The organism is Micromonospora sp. NPDC005237 (genome assembly GCF_040607775.1).
Classification (GTDB): domain Bacteria; phylum Actinomycetota; class Actinomycetes; order Mycobacteriales; family Micromonosporaceae; genus Micromonospora.
Window position 1 is genome coordinate 11,858 of record NZ_JBEXHJ010000003.1, and the last position, 14,605, is coordinate 26,462.

Here is a 14,605-nt window from a genome sequence, read left to right on the forward strand (position 1 = left end):
GTCACCTAACCTCGGCGGCACCCCGGCCGGTGCGACACACTGCTCAGGACTACTCACGGTCGCTGGTGTGAAGGAGTACGACGTGGCGAGCCTCGACACCTTCGGTGCGAAGACCCAGCTACGCGTCGGAGACGCGAGCTACGAGATTTTCAAGATCGACAAGGTGGACGGCCACGATCGGCTGCCGTACAGCCTGAAGATCCTCCTGGAGAACCTGCTGCGGACCGAGGACGGCGCGAACATCACCGCCGACCACATCCGCCAGCTCGGCGGGTGGGACCCGACCGCCGACCCGAGCGTGGAGATCCAGTTCACCCCGGCGCGGGTGCTCATGCAGGACTTCACCGGCGTGCCGTGCGTGGTCGACCTGGCCACCATGCGCGAGGCGGTACGTGAGCTGGGCGGCGACGCCACCAAGGTCAACCCCCTCGCCCCCGCCGAGCTGGTCATCGACCACTCGGTGATCGCCGACCTGTTCGGTCGCGAGGACGCGTTCGCCCGCAACGTCGAGCTGGAGTACGAGCGCAACAGGGAGCGCTACCAGTTCCTGCGCTGGGGCCAGACCGCGTTCAACGAGTTCAAGGTCGTCCCCCCGGGCACCGGCATCGTGCACCAGGTCAACATCGAGTACCTGGCCCGCACCATCATGCAGCGGGGCGGCCAGGCGTACCCGGACACTGTGGTCGGCACCGACTCGCACACCACGATGGTCAACGGCCTGGGCGTGCTGGGCTGGGGCGTCGGCGGCATCGAGGCCGAGGCCGCGATGCTCGGCCAGCCGGTCAGCATGCTGATCCCGCGCGTGGTGGGCTTCAAGCTGTCCGGCGAGATGCCGGCCGGCACCACCGCCACCGACCTGGTGCTCACCATCACCGAGATGCTGCGCAAGCACGGCGTGGTCGGCAAGTTCGTCGAGTTCTACGGCCCCGGCGTGAGCGCCGTGCCGCTGGCCAACCGGGCCACCATCGGCAACATGTCCCCGGAGTACGGCTCCACCGTCGCGATCTTCCCGATCGACGACGAGACGATCCGCTACCTGGAGCTGACCGGCCGCGACGCCGCGCAGGTCGCGCTCGTCGAGGCGTACGCCAAGGAGCAGGGCCTCTGGCACGACCCGAAGGCGGAGCCGGACTACTCGGAGCGCCTGGAGCTGGACCTGGGCTCCATCGAGCCGTCGCTCGCTGGCCCGAAGCGTCCGCAGGACCGGGTGCCGCTGGGCGCCGCCAAGACGCTGTTCCGCTCGGCGCTGACCGACTACGTCGCCGAGGAATCCGACGTTGAGCGTGACCTCAAGCCGGGTGTGCCCCGCGAGGAGCTGCCGCGCGGCGCGAACGGGCCGGCCGACGAGGCCAGCGCCGAGTCGTTCCCGGCCAGCGACCCGCCCGCCAACGAGTTCAGCGACCCGGCCGACGAGCCGCGCGACCTGGAGACCGCGGCGGTGGGCGCGGGCGGCCGGGCCACCAACCCGATCCGGGTCACCGGCGCCGACGGCGTCGAGTACGAGCTGGACCACGGCGCCGTGGTGATCGCGGCGATCACCTCCTGCACCAACACGTCCAACCCGCAGGTGATGATCGGTGCCGCGCTCCTGGCCCGCAACGCCGTGGAGAAGGGCCTGACCCGCAAGCCGTGGGTGAAGACCACCCTCGCCCCGGGTTCCAAGGTCGTCATGGACTACTACGAGCGGGCCGGCCTCACCCCCTACCTGGACAAGCTGGGCTTCAACCTGGTCGGGTACGGCTGCACCACCTGCATCGGCAACTCGGGCCCGCTGCCCGAGGAGGTGTCGGCGGCGGTCAACGAGCACGACCTGTCGGTCGTCTCGGTGCTCTCCGGCAACCGGAACTTCGAGGGCCGGATCAACCCGGACGTCAAGATGAACTACCTGGCGTCCCCGCCGCTGGTCGTCGCGTACGCCCTCGCCGGCACGATGGACATCGACCTGGCCAACGAGCCGATCGGTGAGGACAGCGACGGCAACCCGGTCTTCCTGCGGGAGATCTGGCCGAACAGCGCCGAGATCCAGGACGTCATCGCCCAGGCGATCGGCGCGACCGGGTTCAGCGCCGCGTACGCCGACGTCTTCGCCGGCGACGAGCGGTGGCAGTCGCTGCCCACCCCGACCGGCGACACCTTCGCCTGGGACAGCGACTCGACCTACGTGCGCAAGCCCCCGTACTTCGAGGGCATGCAGCAGGAGCCGAGCCCGGTCGTCGACATCTCGGGCGCGCGGGTGCTGGCCAAGCTGGGTGACTCGGTGACCACCGACCACATCTCGCCGGCCGGCTCGATCAAGGCCGACTCCCCCGCCGGCACGTACCTCGCCGAGCACGGCGTCCCGCGTCACGAGTTCAACTCGTACGGCTCCCGCCGGGGCAACCACGAGGTGATGATCCGGGGCACCTTCGCCAACATCCGGCTGCGTAACCAGCTGGTGCCCGGGGTGGAGGGCGGCTTCACCGTCAACCACCTCACCGGCGAGCAGACCTCCATCTACGACGCCTCGATGGCCTACCAGGAGGCCGGCATCCCGCTGGTCATCCTTGCCGGCAAGGAGTACGGGTCGGGCTCGTCGCGGGACTGGGCGGCCAAGGGCACCATGCTGCTGGGCGTGCGGGCGGTCATCGCCGAGTCGTACGAGCGGATCCACCGCTCCAACCTGATCGGCATGGGCGTGCTGCCGCTGCAGTTCCCGGTGGACGTCACCGCCGAGTCGCTCGGCCTGACCGGCACCGAGATGTTCACCATCACCGGTGTGACCGCCCTGAACGACGGCGACACCCCGCGTACGGTGACGGTCACGACCGACACCGGCGTGGAGTTCGAGGCCGTCGTGCGGATCGACACCCCGGGCGAGGCGGACTACTACCGCCACGGCGGCATCCTGCAGTACGTGCTGCGCCGCATGATCGCCAACTGATCGCGTACGACATTTGCGAAGGGCCGCTTCCCGCGCTGGCGGGGAGCGGCCCTTCCCCGTCTCTGCCTTCCCATGCCCCGGGTAGCTGTCTCGCGCCCTTTGCTCTGCTTCACTCGGCGCAACACTGACCGTGCGGTGCCGTTGCGCCCGTTGAAGCAGAGCAAAGGGCAAGAACGTGGTACGGCCAGCGAAGGATCCGGACCAGGTCCCGCTCAGCGCAGTCGCAGCGCGACCGCGCGGGCCTCTTCGTCGGTGAGGGGCAGGAACCAGAGGAAACGGCGAACGATGGCCACCGGATCGGGGCCGCCCGGCTGGCCGCGCAGGTCCCGGATCGCCCGCCGGGTGATCCGGGAGAACTCGGGGATAAGGGTCGCGCGGCGAGCAGCGTCCGTCGGGGTCGCTCGCAGCGCCGGGCAGGGCCAGTCCCGCCCGCAGGCGTCGCATATCCAAAAAGGACCGTCGGCGGTGTGCCCGACCGGCGGGCCGCACCGGGGTCGCCAGCGTGATTCGGGTACGACGTTGGCGGCGCGACCGGAACCACGGTGCGGAGGAATGAGCCGCTCGATGGGGCGGGGCGCGCTCTTGCGCGGCTGCTTCGGCCGGGACGGCAACGGACCGACGGTCGGCTTCGCGTGCTCTCGCGGCTTTTCCTCGGGCATCCTGCGCTCCCTCGTCGATGCTGTCTACACAGCACCCTGCCGAGGGTTGCCAAGCAATTACACCGCGTAGAAGTATTGACCCCCGACGTCTGGAACGTTCTGGAGGGTGTGGAGATGAATCGAGCCGTACAGGCGGCCATGGTCGAAAAGGGCTACACAGCGGACAGTCTCGCTGCTCAGATTGGTGTCGATCCGAAGACGGCGGCAAAGTGGGCGAGCAGGGATCGAATTCCCCAGACTCGTCATCGTGCCCGGATCGCCGAGCTGCTCGGTCGGAACGTCGAGGAGCTGTGGCCGGACGCGCTGAAGCGTCGAACGCCGGCCTGGTTCCGACCCTGGGCCGAGATCGAGCGCGAGGCGCTGTCGCTGCGGTCGTTTCAGCTCGCGTGGATACCGGGCCTGCTTCAGACGAAGGCGTACGCGCTGGCGACGCTGGTCGGCGAGGCGCTGACACCGGCCGAAGCCGACAATCTCGCCGAGGCGCGGCTGAGCCGGCAGGCCATCCTGCGCCGGGAACGCCCGCCGCTCATCGTCGCGGTCCTGGACGAGGGAATCCTCCGGCGCACCCTCGACGGCGATCGGGCCATGATGCGTGAGCAGTGCGAGCGGCTGGCCGAACTGGCCGCTCTGCCGAACGTGTCGCTGTTCGTCGTGCCCGCCGACGTCGGCATGTATCCGGGCCTCGGTGGGCCGTTCACCGTGGCCGAGATGCCGGACGGGGCGCGGGTCGCCCACGTCGACAGTCAGGCGCAAGCGCAGCTCATCGACAAGGCGGCCGACGTTGCTACGCTGGACCGACGGTGGGAGCGCATCCGCGATGCAGCCCTGTCTCGTGCGCAGTCCCTTAACCTCATCAGAGAAGCGGCAGCATCATGGACCTGACCGGCGCTCGGTGGCGCAAGAGCAGCAAGAGTGGCAACAACGGCGGCGACTGCGTCGAGGTGGCCGACAACCTCGCGGGCGTCATCGGCGTACGCGACTCCAAGGACCCGGCCGGTCCGACGCTCGCCTTCGACCCGGCGGCCTGGACCCGCTTCCTGGTGCTGGCCAAGCGCGGCTGACCCGGAGGATCCGGCTACCTCGCGAGGTCGTCCGCCCGGTCGAGCAGAGCACGGCGCTCGGCGGCCGAGCCGGCCATCCCGGCGGCCTCCCGGAACAGCGCGGCGGCCCGCAGCCGGTCACCCTGCCGGGCGACCAGATCGGCCCGCACCGCCACGGCGAGCGGGTTACCGTCCAGCCCGCCCCCGGCCTGCGCCGCGTCGAGCAGGCCCAATCCGGCGTACGGCCCGTACGCGTAGCCGTGCGCGACCGCGCGGTTGAGCGCGATCACCGGCGAGGGCCGGATGTCGGCCAGCGCGTCGTAGGCCCGCGCGATCGTCGGCCAGTCGGTGGCCTCCGCGGACGGCGCGGTGGCGTGGCAGGCGGCGATCCGGGCCTGCCACGCGTACGGCCCGTCGTGGCGTACCCGAGCAAGGGCGGCCTGGCCCTCGGCGACGGCCGCGCGGTCCCACCGCGCGCGATCCTGCCGCTCAAGGGTGAGCAGGTTGCCTGCGGCGTCGCGACGGGCGTCCCGGCGGGAGTGCTGGAACAGCAGCAGCGCCAGCAGCGCGGCCACCTCGGACTGCTCCGGCATCAACCGGTCGAGCAGCCGGGCCAGCCGGACCGCCTCATCGGCGAAGGCCGGCTCGCCGTCGACGACGTAGCCCCGGGTGAACAGCAGGTACAGCACGGCGAGCACCCCGGGCAGCCGCTCGGCCAGCGCCGGCCCGCTCGGCACCCGGTACGGGATGCCGGCCTGCGCGATGCGGGTCCGGGCGCGGGTCAGCCGGCGGGTCATCGTCGACTCGCTGACCAGCAGGAGCCGGGCGATGTCGGCGGTCGGCACCCCGCAGACGGTCCGCAGGGTCAACGCCACCCGAGCCTCGATCGCGAGCGCGGGATGGCAGCAGGTGAAGATGAGCCGCAGCCGGTCGTCCACCACGTCCTCCCCCGCCGGGGTCTCGGGCCACGCGTCGTCCGGCGCGAGGACCGCCAGTTCGTGCAGCTTGCGGCGCTCGACGGCGGTCCGGCGCAGCACGTCGATCGCGCGGTTGCGGGCGACGGTCAGCAGCCAGGCGCCGGGGTTCGCCGGCACGCCGTCGCCGGGCCAGCGCTCCAGCGCGACGGCCAGGGCCTCCTGCGCGCAGTCCTCGGCCAACGCCCAGTCCCCGGTCACCCGGATCAGGGTCGCGACGATCCGGGGGTACGCGTCGACGCCAGCGGCCGCGACGGCCTGCGCCGCCACGGCCGCGCCGACGTCGTCGGGCGCACCGGTCGTGGTGTCGGTGCGAGCCATTCGATCAGTCCGACAGGGCACCGAACGGGCGCAGTTCCAGCCGCCCCTCCCGCGCCATCGGGTGGGTACGCGCCACCTCGATGGCCTCGTCGAGGTCGGCGCAGTCGAGCAGGTCGAAGCCCACGATGACCTCCGTGGTCTCGGCGAACGGCCCCTCGGAGACGAGCAGTTCGCCGTCGCGGACCCGGACGGTGGTGGCCGCCGTGGTCGGCGCCAGCACGTTGCCGGTGAGGCGACGGCCGCGGGTGTCGTTGTCGGCCACCCACGTGTGGATGTCGGGCAGCTCGGTCGGGTCGGTGTCCGGTGCGGTGTCGCTGCAAACGAACATCATGAACTTCATCTGGCGCTCCCTCGGGTTTTCCGGGTGTCGCCAGCATGACGAACGGCCGGGGCCGATCCGGACACGGGTGCCCGGAAAATTGCCCCGACCGTCGGTCAGTCCCCGCTGGCGGCGCGCCGGCGAGCCTCGCGGGTCTTCATGGCGTGCTCCATGAGGGTCACGAGCACCTCCTTGCTGGACTCGCGCTGACGGGCGTCGCAGAGCAGCACCGGCACGCCCGGGTCCAGGTTCAGCGCGGTCTGCACCTCGTCGAGCCGGTACTGGCGGGCGCCCTCGAAGCAGTTCACCGCCACCACGAACGGGGTGCCCCGACCCTCGAAGTAGTCGATCGACGGGAAGCAGTCGGCCAACCGGCGCGTGTCGGCAAGCACCACCGCGCCGATCGCGCCCAGCGCCAGCTCGTCCCAGACGAACCAGAACCGGTCCTGCCCGGGTGTGCCGAACAGGTAGAGCACCAGGTCGTCGCTGATGGTGATCCGACCGAAGTCCATCGCCACGGTGGTGGTGGTCTTACCCTCCACCCCGGACAGGTCGTCGATGCCGACGCCGGTCTCGGTCAGCACCTCCTCGGTGCGCAACGGCCGGGTCTCGCTCACCGCGCCGACCATGGTGGTCTTGCCCACGCCGAAACCACCGGCGACCAGGATCTTGATCGCGGTGGGCAGTGGCGTCGCTCCCGCCGGCCGCTCAGAGTGCCCGTAGTCCATTGATTACCGCCTCGAAGATGCTGTTGTCGGGAAGACCGGCCGTGGTCTGCGGTTCGCGTACCTGCACGAGGTTGCGGGCCGCCAGATCGCCGAGGAGCACCCGGATGGTCCCCACCGGCAGGTCGAGGTGGGCGGCGATCTCGGCGACGGACTGTATTCGCTGGCACAGGCCGACGATCGCCAGGTGCTCGGGACCGAGACCCACCTCCGGCGTCACGTCGGCTCGGGTCGCGGTGACCAGGGAGATCAGGTCGAACGTGCCGGTGACCGGACGGGCACGCCCGCGTGTCACCGCGTACGGGCGCACCACCGGGCCCGCATGGTCATCCACCCACTGATGCTCTGCGGACTCCCCCTGCACCGTCATGGCCGTTACCTCTCGCCAGCCGACTGTTCGGCGCTCCGCGACGGGGAGGCCACGTACTTGCCGACCCGGGTGACGAGCATCGCCATCTCGTACGCGATGAGACCGACGTCGGCGTCCTCGCTGGCGAGAACAGCCAGGCAGGCGTTGCGGCCGGCGGCTGTGACGAACAGGAACGACGACTGCATCTCGATGATGGTCTGCTGCACCTGCCCACCGCCGAAGCGCTTGCCGGCGCCCCGGGCCAGGCTCTGGATGCCGGCCGCCATCGCCGCGAGGTGCTCGCCGTCGTCGCGGCTCAACCCCTGTGAGGAAGCCATCAACAGCCCGTCGGTGGAGAGCGCGACCGCATGCTCGGCCTGCTTCACCCGGCCCACCAGATCATCCAGCAACCACGTCAGGTCGGCACTCGAAGCCGTCTTCTGGGCCACTTCGTCGTCCTCTTCTCGCCCGGCAGTTGCGCCGTATTCGTCTTGGGCTTGACCGTCACACCGCGCGGGAACCCGCAGCACCGGCGCTCGGTCAGGTGGCTTGTGGTTCCTCGTCGGTCGGCTCGGACGTACCGCTCGACGAGGCGTCGGACGCGCCACCGAGCAGTCGCGCCGCGTCGGTCCGACCGCGCCGGGTGCCGGTCTGATACGAGCTCATCATCCGGCGTACCTGCTCCGGCGGCCGCGCCACGTCCTCCTCGTCGGACTCGGTTGCCGCCGCCGGGTCGTCGCGCAGCTCGGGAACGATGTTCGCCTGGCGAACGCGGACCGGCAGGCCCGAGCCGGTCCGGTCCGTCTCGGCCCACGCCGGAATCGGCCCGCCCTCGCCGCCCGGCTCGCCCTCGCCGCCCGGCTCGCCCTCGCCGCCCGGCTCGCCCTCGCCGCCCGGCTCGCTGCCGCCGCCGCTCGGGCCGCCCCGGTCCACCGCGGGCAGGCCGGTGGGCACCGTCGGGCCCTCCAGGGCCGGCTGGCCCAGGCCACGCCGGGCCCGGGTGGGCAGCTCCGCCGCCGAGGCGCCCAGGGTCGTGCGCTGCCGGGTGGGGAGTACGACGTCGGTGTCGGTTCCGTCCACCTGCTGCTCGGTCGGGGTGCTGCTCTCGGCCAGCACCGGGGCGCCGGGGGTCACCGGCTGCGCCGCGCCCGGACCGCTCGTGTCCGTCGCCGCGGCGGCCACCGCGACCGACGAGAGGCTGGCGGAACGGCCGCCGTCGGCGGGACCGCCGGCGGGCGGCCCCGAGGGCAGCGCGATGGCCGTCGGCCCGACCGGCAACGCGCCGGAGGTCTCCGGGGCGGTCCCGTTCGAGGTGACCAAGTCCAGCGGGATGAGTACGACGGCGGTGGTGCCGCCGTACGCCGACTCCTTGAGCCGGACCCGCACGCCGTGCCGCTCGGTCAGCCGGCTCACCACGTAGAGGCCGAGTCGGGCGGCGTTGGCGAGGTTCAGCTCGGACTGGTCGACGATGCGGTGGTTCGCCGCGGCCAGGTCCTCCTCGCTCATGCCGAGGCCCCGGTCCTCGATCTCGATGGCGAACCCGTTGGCCACGAGCTGGCCACGGACCTCGACGGTGGTGTGCGGCGGTGAGAACGACAGGCCGTTCTCGATCAGCTCGGCGAGCAGGTGGATGATGTCGCCGACCGCCCGGCCGGCGAGCGAGACGGGCCCGAGCGGCAGCACGTTGACCCGGGTGTAGTCCTCCACCTCGGCGACCGCGCCGCGCACCACGTCCACCATGGGGACGTTGCGCCGCCAGGCCCGGCCCGGGGTGGAGCCGGACAGCACGATCAGGTTCTCCGCGTTACGCCGCATCCGGGTGGCCAGGTGGTCGACCCGGAACAGGTCCTCCAACTCCTCCGCGTCGTGTTCACGCCGCTCCATCGCGTCGAGCAGGGTGAGCTGGCGGTGCACCAGCGCCTGCGTACGCCGGGCCAGGCTGAGGAACACCTCACGGACGTTGCGACGCAGCTCGGCCTGCTCGACGGCGGTGCTCAGGGCGGTCTCCTGGACGGCGTTGAACGCCTTGCCGACCTGGCCGATCTCGTCGGTGCCGAACTCCAGCGGGGGCGCCTCGGTGGCGACGTCGACCTCCTCGCCGCGACCGAGCCGCTCGACCACCCGGGGCAGCCGCTCGTCGGCGAGCTGCCAGGCGGCCTGCCGCAGCCGTTCGAGCTGGCGCAGGAGGGTCCGGGCCGTGGTGATGGAGACGACGACCGAGGCGATGACGGCGAGCAGGCCCAGGCCGGTGGCGAGCACCAGCCGGACGACGACCATCACGGCCACGCCGGTGGCCCGGCCGACGATGCCCTCGCCGCCGTCGGTTACGGCGTCGTTCACCTCGGCCAGCGCCGGCTCGACGGTGCCGCGCCACTGTTCGGCGCTGACCGGCAGTTGGGTGGCCGGCCGGCCCTCGCGGATGATGCTGTCCTGTACGGCGCGTAGCCGGGTGAACGCCTCGCCCTCGACGAGCTGCCGGTAGCGGCGCTGGTCGGCGTCGGCGAGCCGGGCCCGGGTCTCCTCGCCGAGGAACCGCTCGGCGCCGACCAGGCTGACGTAGCGGGCGTACTCCGGGCCGCTGATCCGGCCGTTGCCGAAGAGGCCGCTGAGCAGCGCGTCCTCCTGGGAGATCAGCTCCTTCATCCGGTTGAGCTGGATCAGGGCCGCCGCGTCGGCGGCGATCTCCTTGTCGTCCAGGCTGCCCGTGACGTCGTAGATCCGAAAGATCGATTCGATCGCGTCGGTGTAGGCGTCGGCGGCGGAGATCCGGTCCACCTTGCGGGCGAGCACGTCGGCGCGGGTCTGCTTCAGCCCGTCGACCTGCGCGATCGTGGCGTCCAGCTGGGCGTCGAGCGCCGAGCTGCCGGCCACGTCGACCTGCCAGTTGCGGACCGAGGCGGCGAAGTCCTCGGCCAACCGCGCGGCCTTGCCCTGCTCGGCCTCCAGCGTCGCGCGCTGCTCGGCGTCGGGGTTGCTCAGGTACGCCTGGGTCAGCCGCCGCTCCAACTGGAGCTCCTGCAGCAACGGCTCACTGGGCGTGTAGACCCTGCTGTTGAGCAGCTGGACACCGAGCAGGTTGAAACCGTCCCGCAGGGTCACCCATGCCGCGAACATCCAGAGCGCGACCAGGGAGAGCAGCAGGGCGACAACCTTGGTGCGGATACTCGTACCGCGAGAACGCATTGAACCGTCCCAGGCCGGGGTTGACTCAGCTCATCAACGGGTGATCATGGCAGACGACGTCCCGCCACGGCGGGGCGAACGGGGCTGAGGCTCTGCGTACGCTAGCAGTGTCCACACAACCCCTCAAGTTGTTGTTTTTGTTGCCGCGTAACCACAATCCACCACCGAACGGTCGGCATCCGCCAGATGGACGGAGGCCAGCCGGCAGGCGGCCAGCACCGCCGCGCGGACGATCGCGGTAGGACAGTACAGCTCCTTGCCGTACCACAGTGGAGGGTCGACCCGACCGGACGGCCGGTGCAGGTAGGCGTGGCCGCGCGCCACCGCATCGTCGACCCGGGGCGCTCCGGTCGGTGCGGCCAGCAGCACCTGCAGGGCGTACGCGGTCTCCTCGGCCGTTCCGCCCCACCGCCCCCACGAGCCGTCGGCGCGTTGGCTGTCCAGCACCCAACGGGCCGCCCGGTCCACCGCCTCGGCCGCCACGCCGCCGCGACCGAACTCCGCCAGGGCCAGCACGCAGCAGGCCGTGGCGTAGTACGGCGAGGCGTGCCACCGGTCCTGCCAGGGGCCGTCGGCGAGCTGGTGTGCCGGCAGCACGATGCTGAGCCGCTCGATCGCCCGGTGGTAGCGCGTGTCCGCGCCGGGGTGCGCGGCCACGTGCTGGCCTAACGCGTCCAGCACGTGCGCGTTGGTGGTGACCGAGAAGCCGTCCTCGCTCCCCGGCCAGGTGCAGAAACCGTCTGCCGTCTCGTACGCCCACAGGCTGGCCGGGTCGGCGGGGTGGCCGAGCCGCGCCAGCGCGTCCAGCGTGACCGAGGTGGTGTCGGCGTCGGTCGGCAGGCCCTCGCCGGTGGCGACGCCCTCGGCGGCGGTGGCGGCGGCCAGGGTGCGCAGCACGGTCGCCGGCGGGTTGACCGCGACACCGGCGCGGCGCAGCCCGCCGAGCACCCAGGCCCGCTCGAAGACGGTGATCGGGGCCGGGCAGGGCACCGGCCCGTCGCCCTCGCGGATCAGCTCCCGCAGGAAGGCGTGCGCGGCGGGGCCGGCGTCCGGGCCGGCGGCGGTCAGCCAGGCGGCGGTCGCAGCGGGTGAGGCGCCGACGGCGGTGAGCGTCGGCCCGGCGTCGGCCGGTGTCGCGTCCAGCACCTCGTAGAAGTGGGCCAGCTTGGTCGGCAGCGCCGCCCCGGCGGCCACCGCGGCCCGTACCGCGCGCAACCGGTCGGGGCCGAGCCCCGGTGGCAGGGTCAGCGGCGGGTGGGGCAGCCGGTCGGCGGTCGCCCGGTCCAGCCGGGTCAGCCGGTCGTTGATCGACTCGACCAGCGCGGGGACGATGAGGTCCAGCGCCGGGGTGTCCGGCAACGCCCGCGCGTGCGTGGCGAGCAGCCGGCCGGTGAGCGCGTCGAGCCCGCGCGCCACCGGGGCGAGCAGGTCCGGCCCGGACCACCCACCGTCGGCCAGCGCGGCGAGCAGAGCGTCGGTGGCGCTGAGCGTGGGCACCAGGGCGTACCCCTCGGGCGGGCCCCACGCGCCGTCCGGGCGCTGCTCGCGCAGCAGGAACCCGATCCGCTGGTGGTGTCCCGGCAGCCAGGCCGCACCGGCGACGAGCCGGCCGCTCTCGTACACCGAGGCGGCGACCTGCCCCCACGGCCGCAGCGCGAGGCCGGCGATCAGCTCGCGCGCGGCGTCGGTGGCCGGCTCGGCCAGTACGCGCGGGGAGCCCTCACTCACCGCGTGCCCCCCAGAAGTCCGACAGCTGGTAGAAGCCACCCGTGAAGGAGATCTGCCGGTGCAGGTAGTCCGCCTGGCGGGGGCAGCGTTCGGCGAGGGCGGCCAGGTCGCCGCGGGACCGGGTGGTCAGCTCGGCGAGCCGGGCGTGCACCCGCGCCGGGTCGTCGACAAGCAGCAGGGCGTTCAGATCACCCCACTCGGTGTCCCGCCCGTGCGTGGCGAGGTCGTTGACCAACCGCAGCACCCGCTGCACGCCACGTCCGGCGTCCAGCAGGTCGGTCAACTGGGCGAGGGTCCGCTCGTCGCCGGTGGCGATCCAGTGCGTGACATTGACGAAGGAGCAGGCGAGGTTGTCGGCGTTGTCCAGATAGCGGTCCAGGTCCGGCAGGCGCCGCCCGGTGGTCGGGTCGGTCGGCAGGTTCTTCCAGTCCCACTCACGCGACACGGCGGCGAGCATCCGCGCCAGCTCGTCGCGCCAGATCGGGCGCAGCCGCGTGAACGCCGGGACGGTCGCCAACTCGTCGCGCAGGTCGGCCAGCAGCCGCGCCAGGTGCCGGCCCGGCGGGGGCGCGGCGCCGTCGGCGACCGCCAGGCAGTCGGTCACGATCGCCCGGACGTCGTCGGCGGACCGGGCGAGGTAGTCGACCTGCCAGTCGGCGGCGAAGACCCAGAGCAGGGTACGGGTGGTGATCCGCAGTTCGGCGGCGGTGTGCCAGGGCGCGGTGAACGCGATCGCGGTGGCCACCGAGCTGAGCAGCGCGGCGTCGAACGGCGCGGCGTCGAAGAGTTCCGGATGGGCGGCGGTGACGCCCTGCAGGTCGCGGACGCCACGGACGGCGAGCGCGCACACCCGGCCCTGCTCGGCTACCGCGTCGGGCCCGGCCTGCACCGGCCACGGGACCCCGGTCATGACACGACCGGCCGCTCGACCGGAGTGACGATCAGCTCGGCCCGCTGCTTGGGTTGCAGCGAGGCGCCGAGCCGGGGTGTCAGGCCGACGGGCTCGCGCAGTCGGAAGCGGTAGCGACTCAGCACGGTGCTGACGATGAGCTGCGCCTCCAGCAGGAACAGGTACTGCCCGAGGCACTGGTGCGGGCCGCCGCCGAACGGGAAGTAGGAGTAGCGGTAGCGCCGCCGGGGCTTCTCCGGCGCGAAGCGCTCCGGGTCGAACAGCGTCGGGTCGTTCCAGAACGTCGACATCCGCTGGGTGACGTACGGGCTGACCAGCACCGTGCCACCGGCCTTGATCCGCACACCGCCCAGCACGTCGTCGCCGACCGCGGTCCGGGGGATCATCCAGCCGGCCGGGTAGAGCCGCAGCATCTCGTCGAGCACCATGCGGCCGTAGCGCAACTGCGGCAGGTGCTCGCGGCCGACCCGTTCCGCGCCGACCACCTGCTCGATCTCGTCGGTCATCCGCTCGGCCACGTCGGGCCGGGAGGCCAGCACCGGCCACAGCCAGGAGAGCAGGGCGATGGTGGTCTCGGTGGCGGTGGAGAACATCGCCACCACGTCGCCGCGGATCGCGTACTCGTCGGGTTCGCTGCCGTCGGCGCGCGGCCGGCAGAGGGTGGAGATGATGTCGTCGCCGTCGGTGGGCCGGGCCCGGGCCTCCCGGATGATCGGCAGCACCACCTCGTCGATGGTCCGCACGGCCTCGGAGAAGCGTCGGTCGCCGGGCATCGGCACCGCGTACGGCACGAAGGGCACCAGCAGGCGCGGGAGCATCGCGGTGGTGACGGTGTCCAGCGCGGCGCTGATCCGCAGCGCGTCCGGCACGGAGATGCGGTCGGCGAAGAGCACCCGCATGGTGGTCCGCAGCACGATCCGGGTCAGCTCGGCGCCGCCGTCGATCGGGCGGCCGTCGCGGGCGGGCTCCAGCCACTCGTCGACGGCCTCGTTGATCGCCTCGGCCATCCGGTCGACGAGCGTCTCGGCCCGCTTCGCGGTGAACAGCGGTTGCAGCGCGCCGCGGCTGGACTCCCAGATCTCGCCCTCGGCGACCAGGATGGCGTCGCCGACGATCCGGCGGACCGGCCGCCACAGCAGGCCGTCGCCGTCGCGGGTGTAGTTGGCAACGTTGTCCCTCAGCACGCGTTGCAGGTGCTCCGGGTGACTGACGAGGTAGGGGCGGAACGAGCCGAGGTTCAGCCGGACGACCTCGCCGCCAGCGGCGTCCGCGAAGCCGACCAGCGCGCCGAGCGGGTCGCGGACCAGCGCGGGCAGGGCGCGACGGAGCGGGATCATCCGGGGTTCGGTGCTGACGGGGGTGGGGCCGGCATCGGACACCTGGGACATGCAACGTCTCCTCGTCGTTCCGCCGGCCTGGGTTGTCCACTTCGGCCGGTCGGGACTGTGGAACTTTCACCTTCTGGGCGACGGAAGCA

At 72.2% G+C, this 14,605-nt stretch carries 13 protein-coding genes; 3 read left to right on the forward strand and 10 right to left on the reverse strand.

The genetic code is table 11. The features are described 5' to 3' along the window. Positions 1-67 precede the first annotated feature (67 nt). Complete coding sequence (locus ABZT87_RS08930; RefSeq protein WP_355134647.1) at positions 68-2,920, forward strand: aconitate hydratase; 2,853 nt, start codon at positions 68-70, stop codon at positions 2,918-2,920. A gap of 212 nt (positions 2,921-3,132) precedes the next feature. Here ABZT87_RS08930 and ABZT87_RS08935 read toward each other — a convergent pair whose 3' ends face one another. Beyond that, positions 3,133-3,579 (reverse strand): hypothetical protein, encoded by a 447-nt coding sequence (locus tag ABZT87_RS08935; protein ID WP_354861782.1) that lies wholly within the window; start codon positions 3,577-3,579, stop codon positions 3,133-3,135. A gap of 114 nt (positions 3,580-3,693) precedes the next feature. On the opposite strand from ABZT87_RS08935, the gene ABZT87_RS08940 reads away from it, so the two are divergent. After that, a complete protein-coding gene (locus ABZT87_RS08940; protein WP_355134649.1) occupies positions 3,694-4,461 on the forward strand; it encodes a Scr1 family TA system antitoxin-like transcriptional regulator in 768 nt (255 codons plus the stop codon). Then, positions 4,452-4,640, forward strand: a complete 189-nt coding sequence (locus ABZT87_RS08945; RefSeq protein ID WP_210917330.1) for a DUF397 domain-containing protein — start codon at positions 4,452-4,454, stop codon at positions 4,638-4,640. Before ABZT87_RS08940 ends, ABZT87_RS08945 begins: the two co-directional genes overlap by 10 nt. A gap of 14 nt (positions 4,641-4,654) precedes the next feature. Here ABZT87_RS08945 and ABZT87_RS08950 read toward each other — a convergent pair whose 3' ends face one another. The 9 genes from ABZT87_RS08950 to ABZT87_RS08990 form a co-directional block, all read right to left on the reverse strand. Beyond that, a complete protein-coding gene (locus ABZT87_RS08950) occupies positions 4,655-5,914 on the reverse strand; it encodes a sigma-70 family RNA polymerase sigma factor (RefSeq protein WP_355134651.1) in 1,260 nt (419 codons plus the stop codon). Between the two features lie 4 nt (positions 5,915-5,918). After that, entirely contained in the window at positions 5,919-6,245 is a 327-nt protein-coding gene (locus ABZT87_RS08955) for a YciI family protein (protein WP_354861789.1), read from the reverse strand. A gap of 104 nt (positions 6,246-6,349) precedes the next feature. Then, positions 6,350-6,961, reverse strand: coding sequence for an ATP/GTP-binding protein (locus ABZT87_RS08960; RefSeq protein ID WP_354861778.1), 612 nt, complete (start codon positions 6,959-6,961; stop codon positions 6,350-6,352). Further along, complete coding sequence (locus ABZT87_RS08965; protein ID WP_007462630.1) at positions 6,942-7,328, reverse strand: DUF742 domain-containing protein; 387 nt, start codon at positions 7,326-7,328, stop codon at positions 6,942-6,944. The genes ABZT87_RS08960 and ABZT87_RS08965 overlap by 20 nt, the downstream gene beginning before the upstream one ends. 5 nt (positions 7,329-7,333) lie before the next feature. Beyond that, positions 7,334-7,756: a roadblock/LC7 domain-containing protein gene (locus tag ABZT87_RS08970; RefSeq protein ID WP_354861787.1), complete on the reverse strand. Its 423-nt coding sequence runs from the start codon at positions 7,754-7,756 to the stop codon at positions 7,334-7,336. 91 nt (positions 7,757-7,847) lie between these two features. After that, on the reverse strand, positions 7,848-10,490 hold the full coding sequence (locus ABZT87_RS08975; RefSeq protein WP_355134653.1) for a nitrate- and nitrite sensing domain-containing protein: 2,643 nt from the start codon (positions 10,488-10,490) through the stop codon (positions 7,848-7,850). Positions 10,491-10,613: 123 nt separating this feature from the next. Next, positions 10,614-12,218 (reverse strand): prenyltransferase/squalene oxidase repeat-containing protein, encoded by a 1,605-nt coding sequence (locus ABZT87_RS08980; RefSeq protein WP_355134655.1) that lies wholly within the window; start codon positions 12,216-12,218, stop codon positions 10,614-10,616. Further along, positions 12,211-13,128 (reverse strand): terpene synthase family protein, encoded by a 918-nt coding sequence (locus tag ABZT87_RS08985; RefSeq protein ID WP_355134657.1) that lies wholly within the window; start codon positions 13,126-13,128, stop codon positions 12,211-12,213. Before ABZT87_RS08985 ends, ABZT87_RS08980 begins: the two co-directional genes overlap by 8 nt. Continuing rightward, positions 13,125-14,462, reverse strand: a complete 1,338-nt coding sequence (locus ABZT87_RS08990) for a cytochrome P450 (protein WP_354861786.1) — start codon at positions 14,460-14,462, stop codon at positions 13,125-13,127. The genes ABZT87_RS08985 and ABZT87_RS08990 overlap by 4 nt, the downstream gene beginning before the upstream one ends. Positions 14,463-14,605 lie beyond the last annotated feature (143 nt).

Bases quoted from the DNA above. Each gene is read 5' to 3' on its own strand.
- ABZT87_RS08935 (WP_354861782.1), bottom strand. From the start codon at position 3,579: ATGCCCGAGGAAAAGCCGCGAGAGCACGCGAAGCCGACCGTCGGTCCG.
- ABZT87_RS08940 (WP_355134649.1), top strand. From the start codon at position 3,694: ATGAATCGAGCCGTACAGGCGGCCATGGTCGAAAAGGGCTACACAGCG.
- ABZT87_RS08945 (WP_210917330.1), top strand. From the start codon at position 4,452: ATGGACCTGACCGGCGCTCGGTGGCGCAAGAGCAGCAAGAGTGGCAAC.
- ABZT87_RS08950 (WP_355134651.1), bottom strand. From the start codon at position 5,914: ATGGCTCGCACCGACACCACGACCGGTGCGCCCGACGACGTCGGCGCG.
- ABZT87_RS08955 (WP_354861789.1), bottom strand. From the start codon at position 6,245: ATGATGTTCGTTTGCAGCGACACCGCACCGGACACCGACCCGACCGAG.
- ABZT87_RS08960 (WP_354861778.1), bottom strand. From the start codon at position 6,961: ATGGACTACGGGCACTCTGAGCGGCCGGCGGGAGCGACGCCACTGCCC.
- ABZT87_RS08965 (WP_007462630.1), bottom strand. From the start codon at position 7,328: ATGACGGTGCAGGGGGAGTCCGCAGAGCATCAGTGGGTGGATGACCAT.
- ABZT87_RS08975 (WP_355134653.1), bottom strand. From the start codon at position 10,490: ATGCGTTCTCGCGGTACGAGTATCCGCACCAAGGTTGTCGCCCTGCTG.
- ABZT87_RS08985 (WP_355134657.1), bottom strand. From the start codon at position 13,128: ATGACCGGGGTCCCGTGGCCGGTGCAGGCCGGGCCCGACGCGGTAGCC.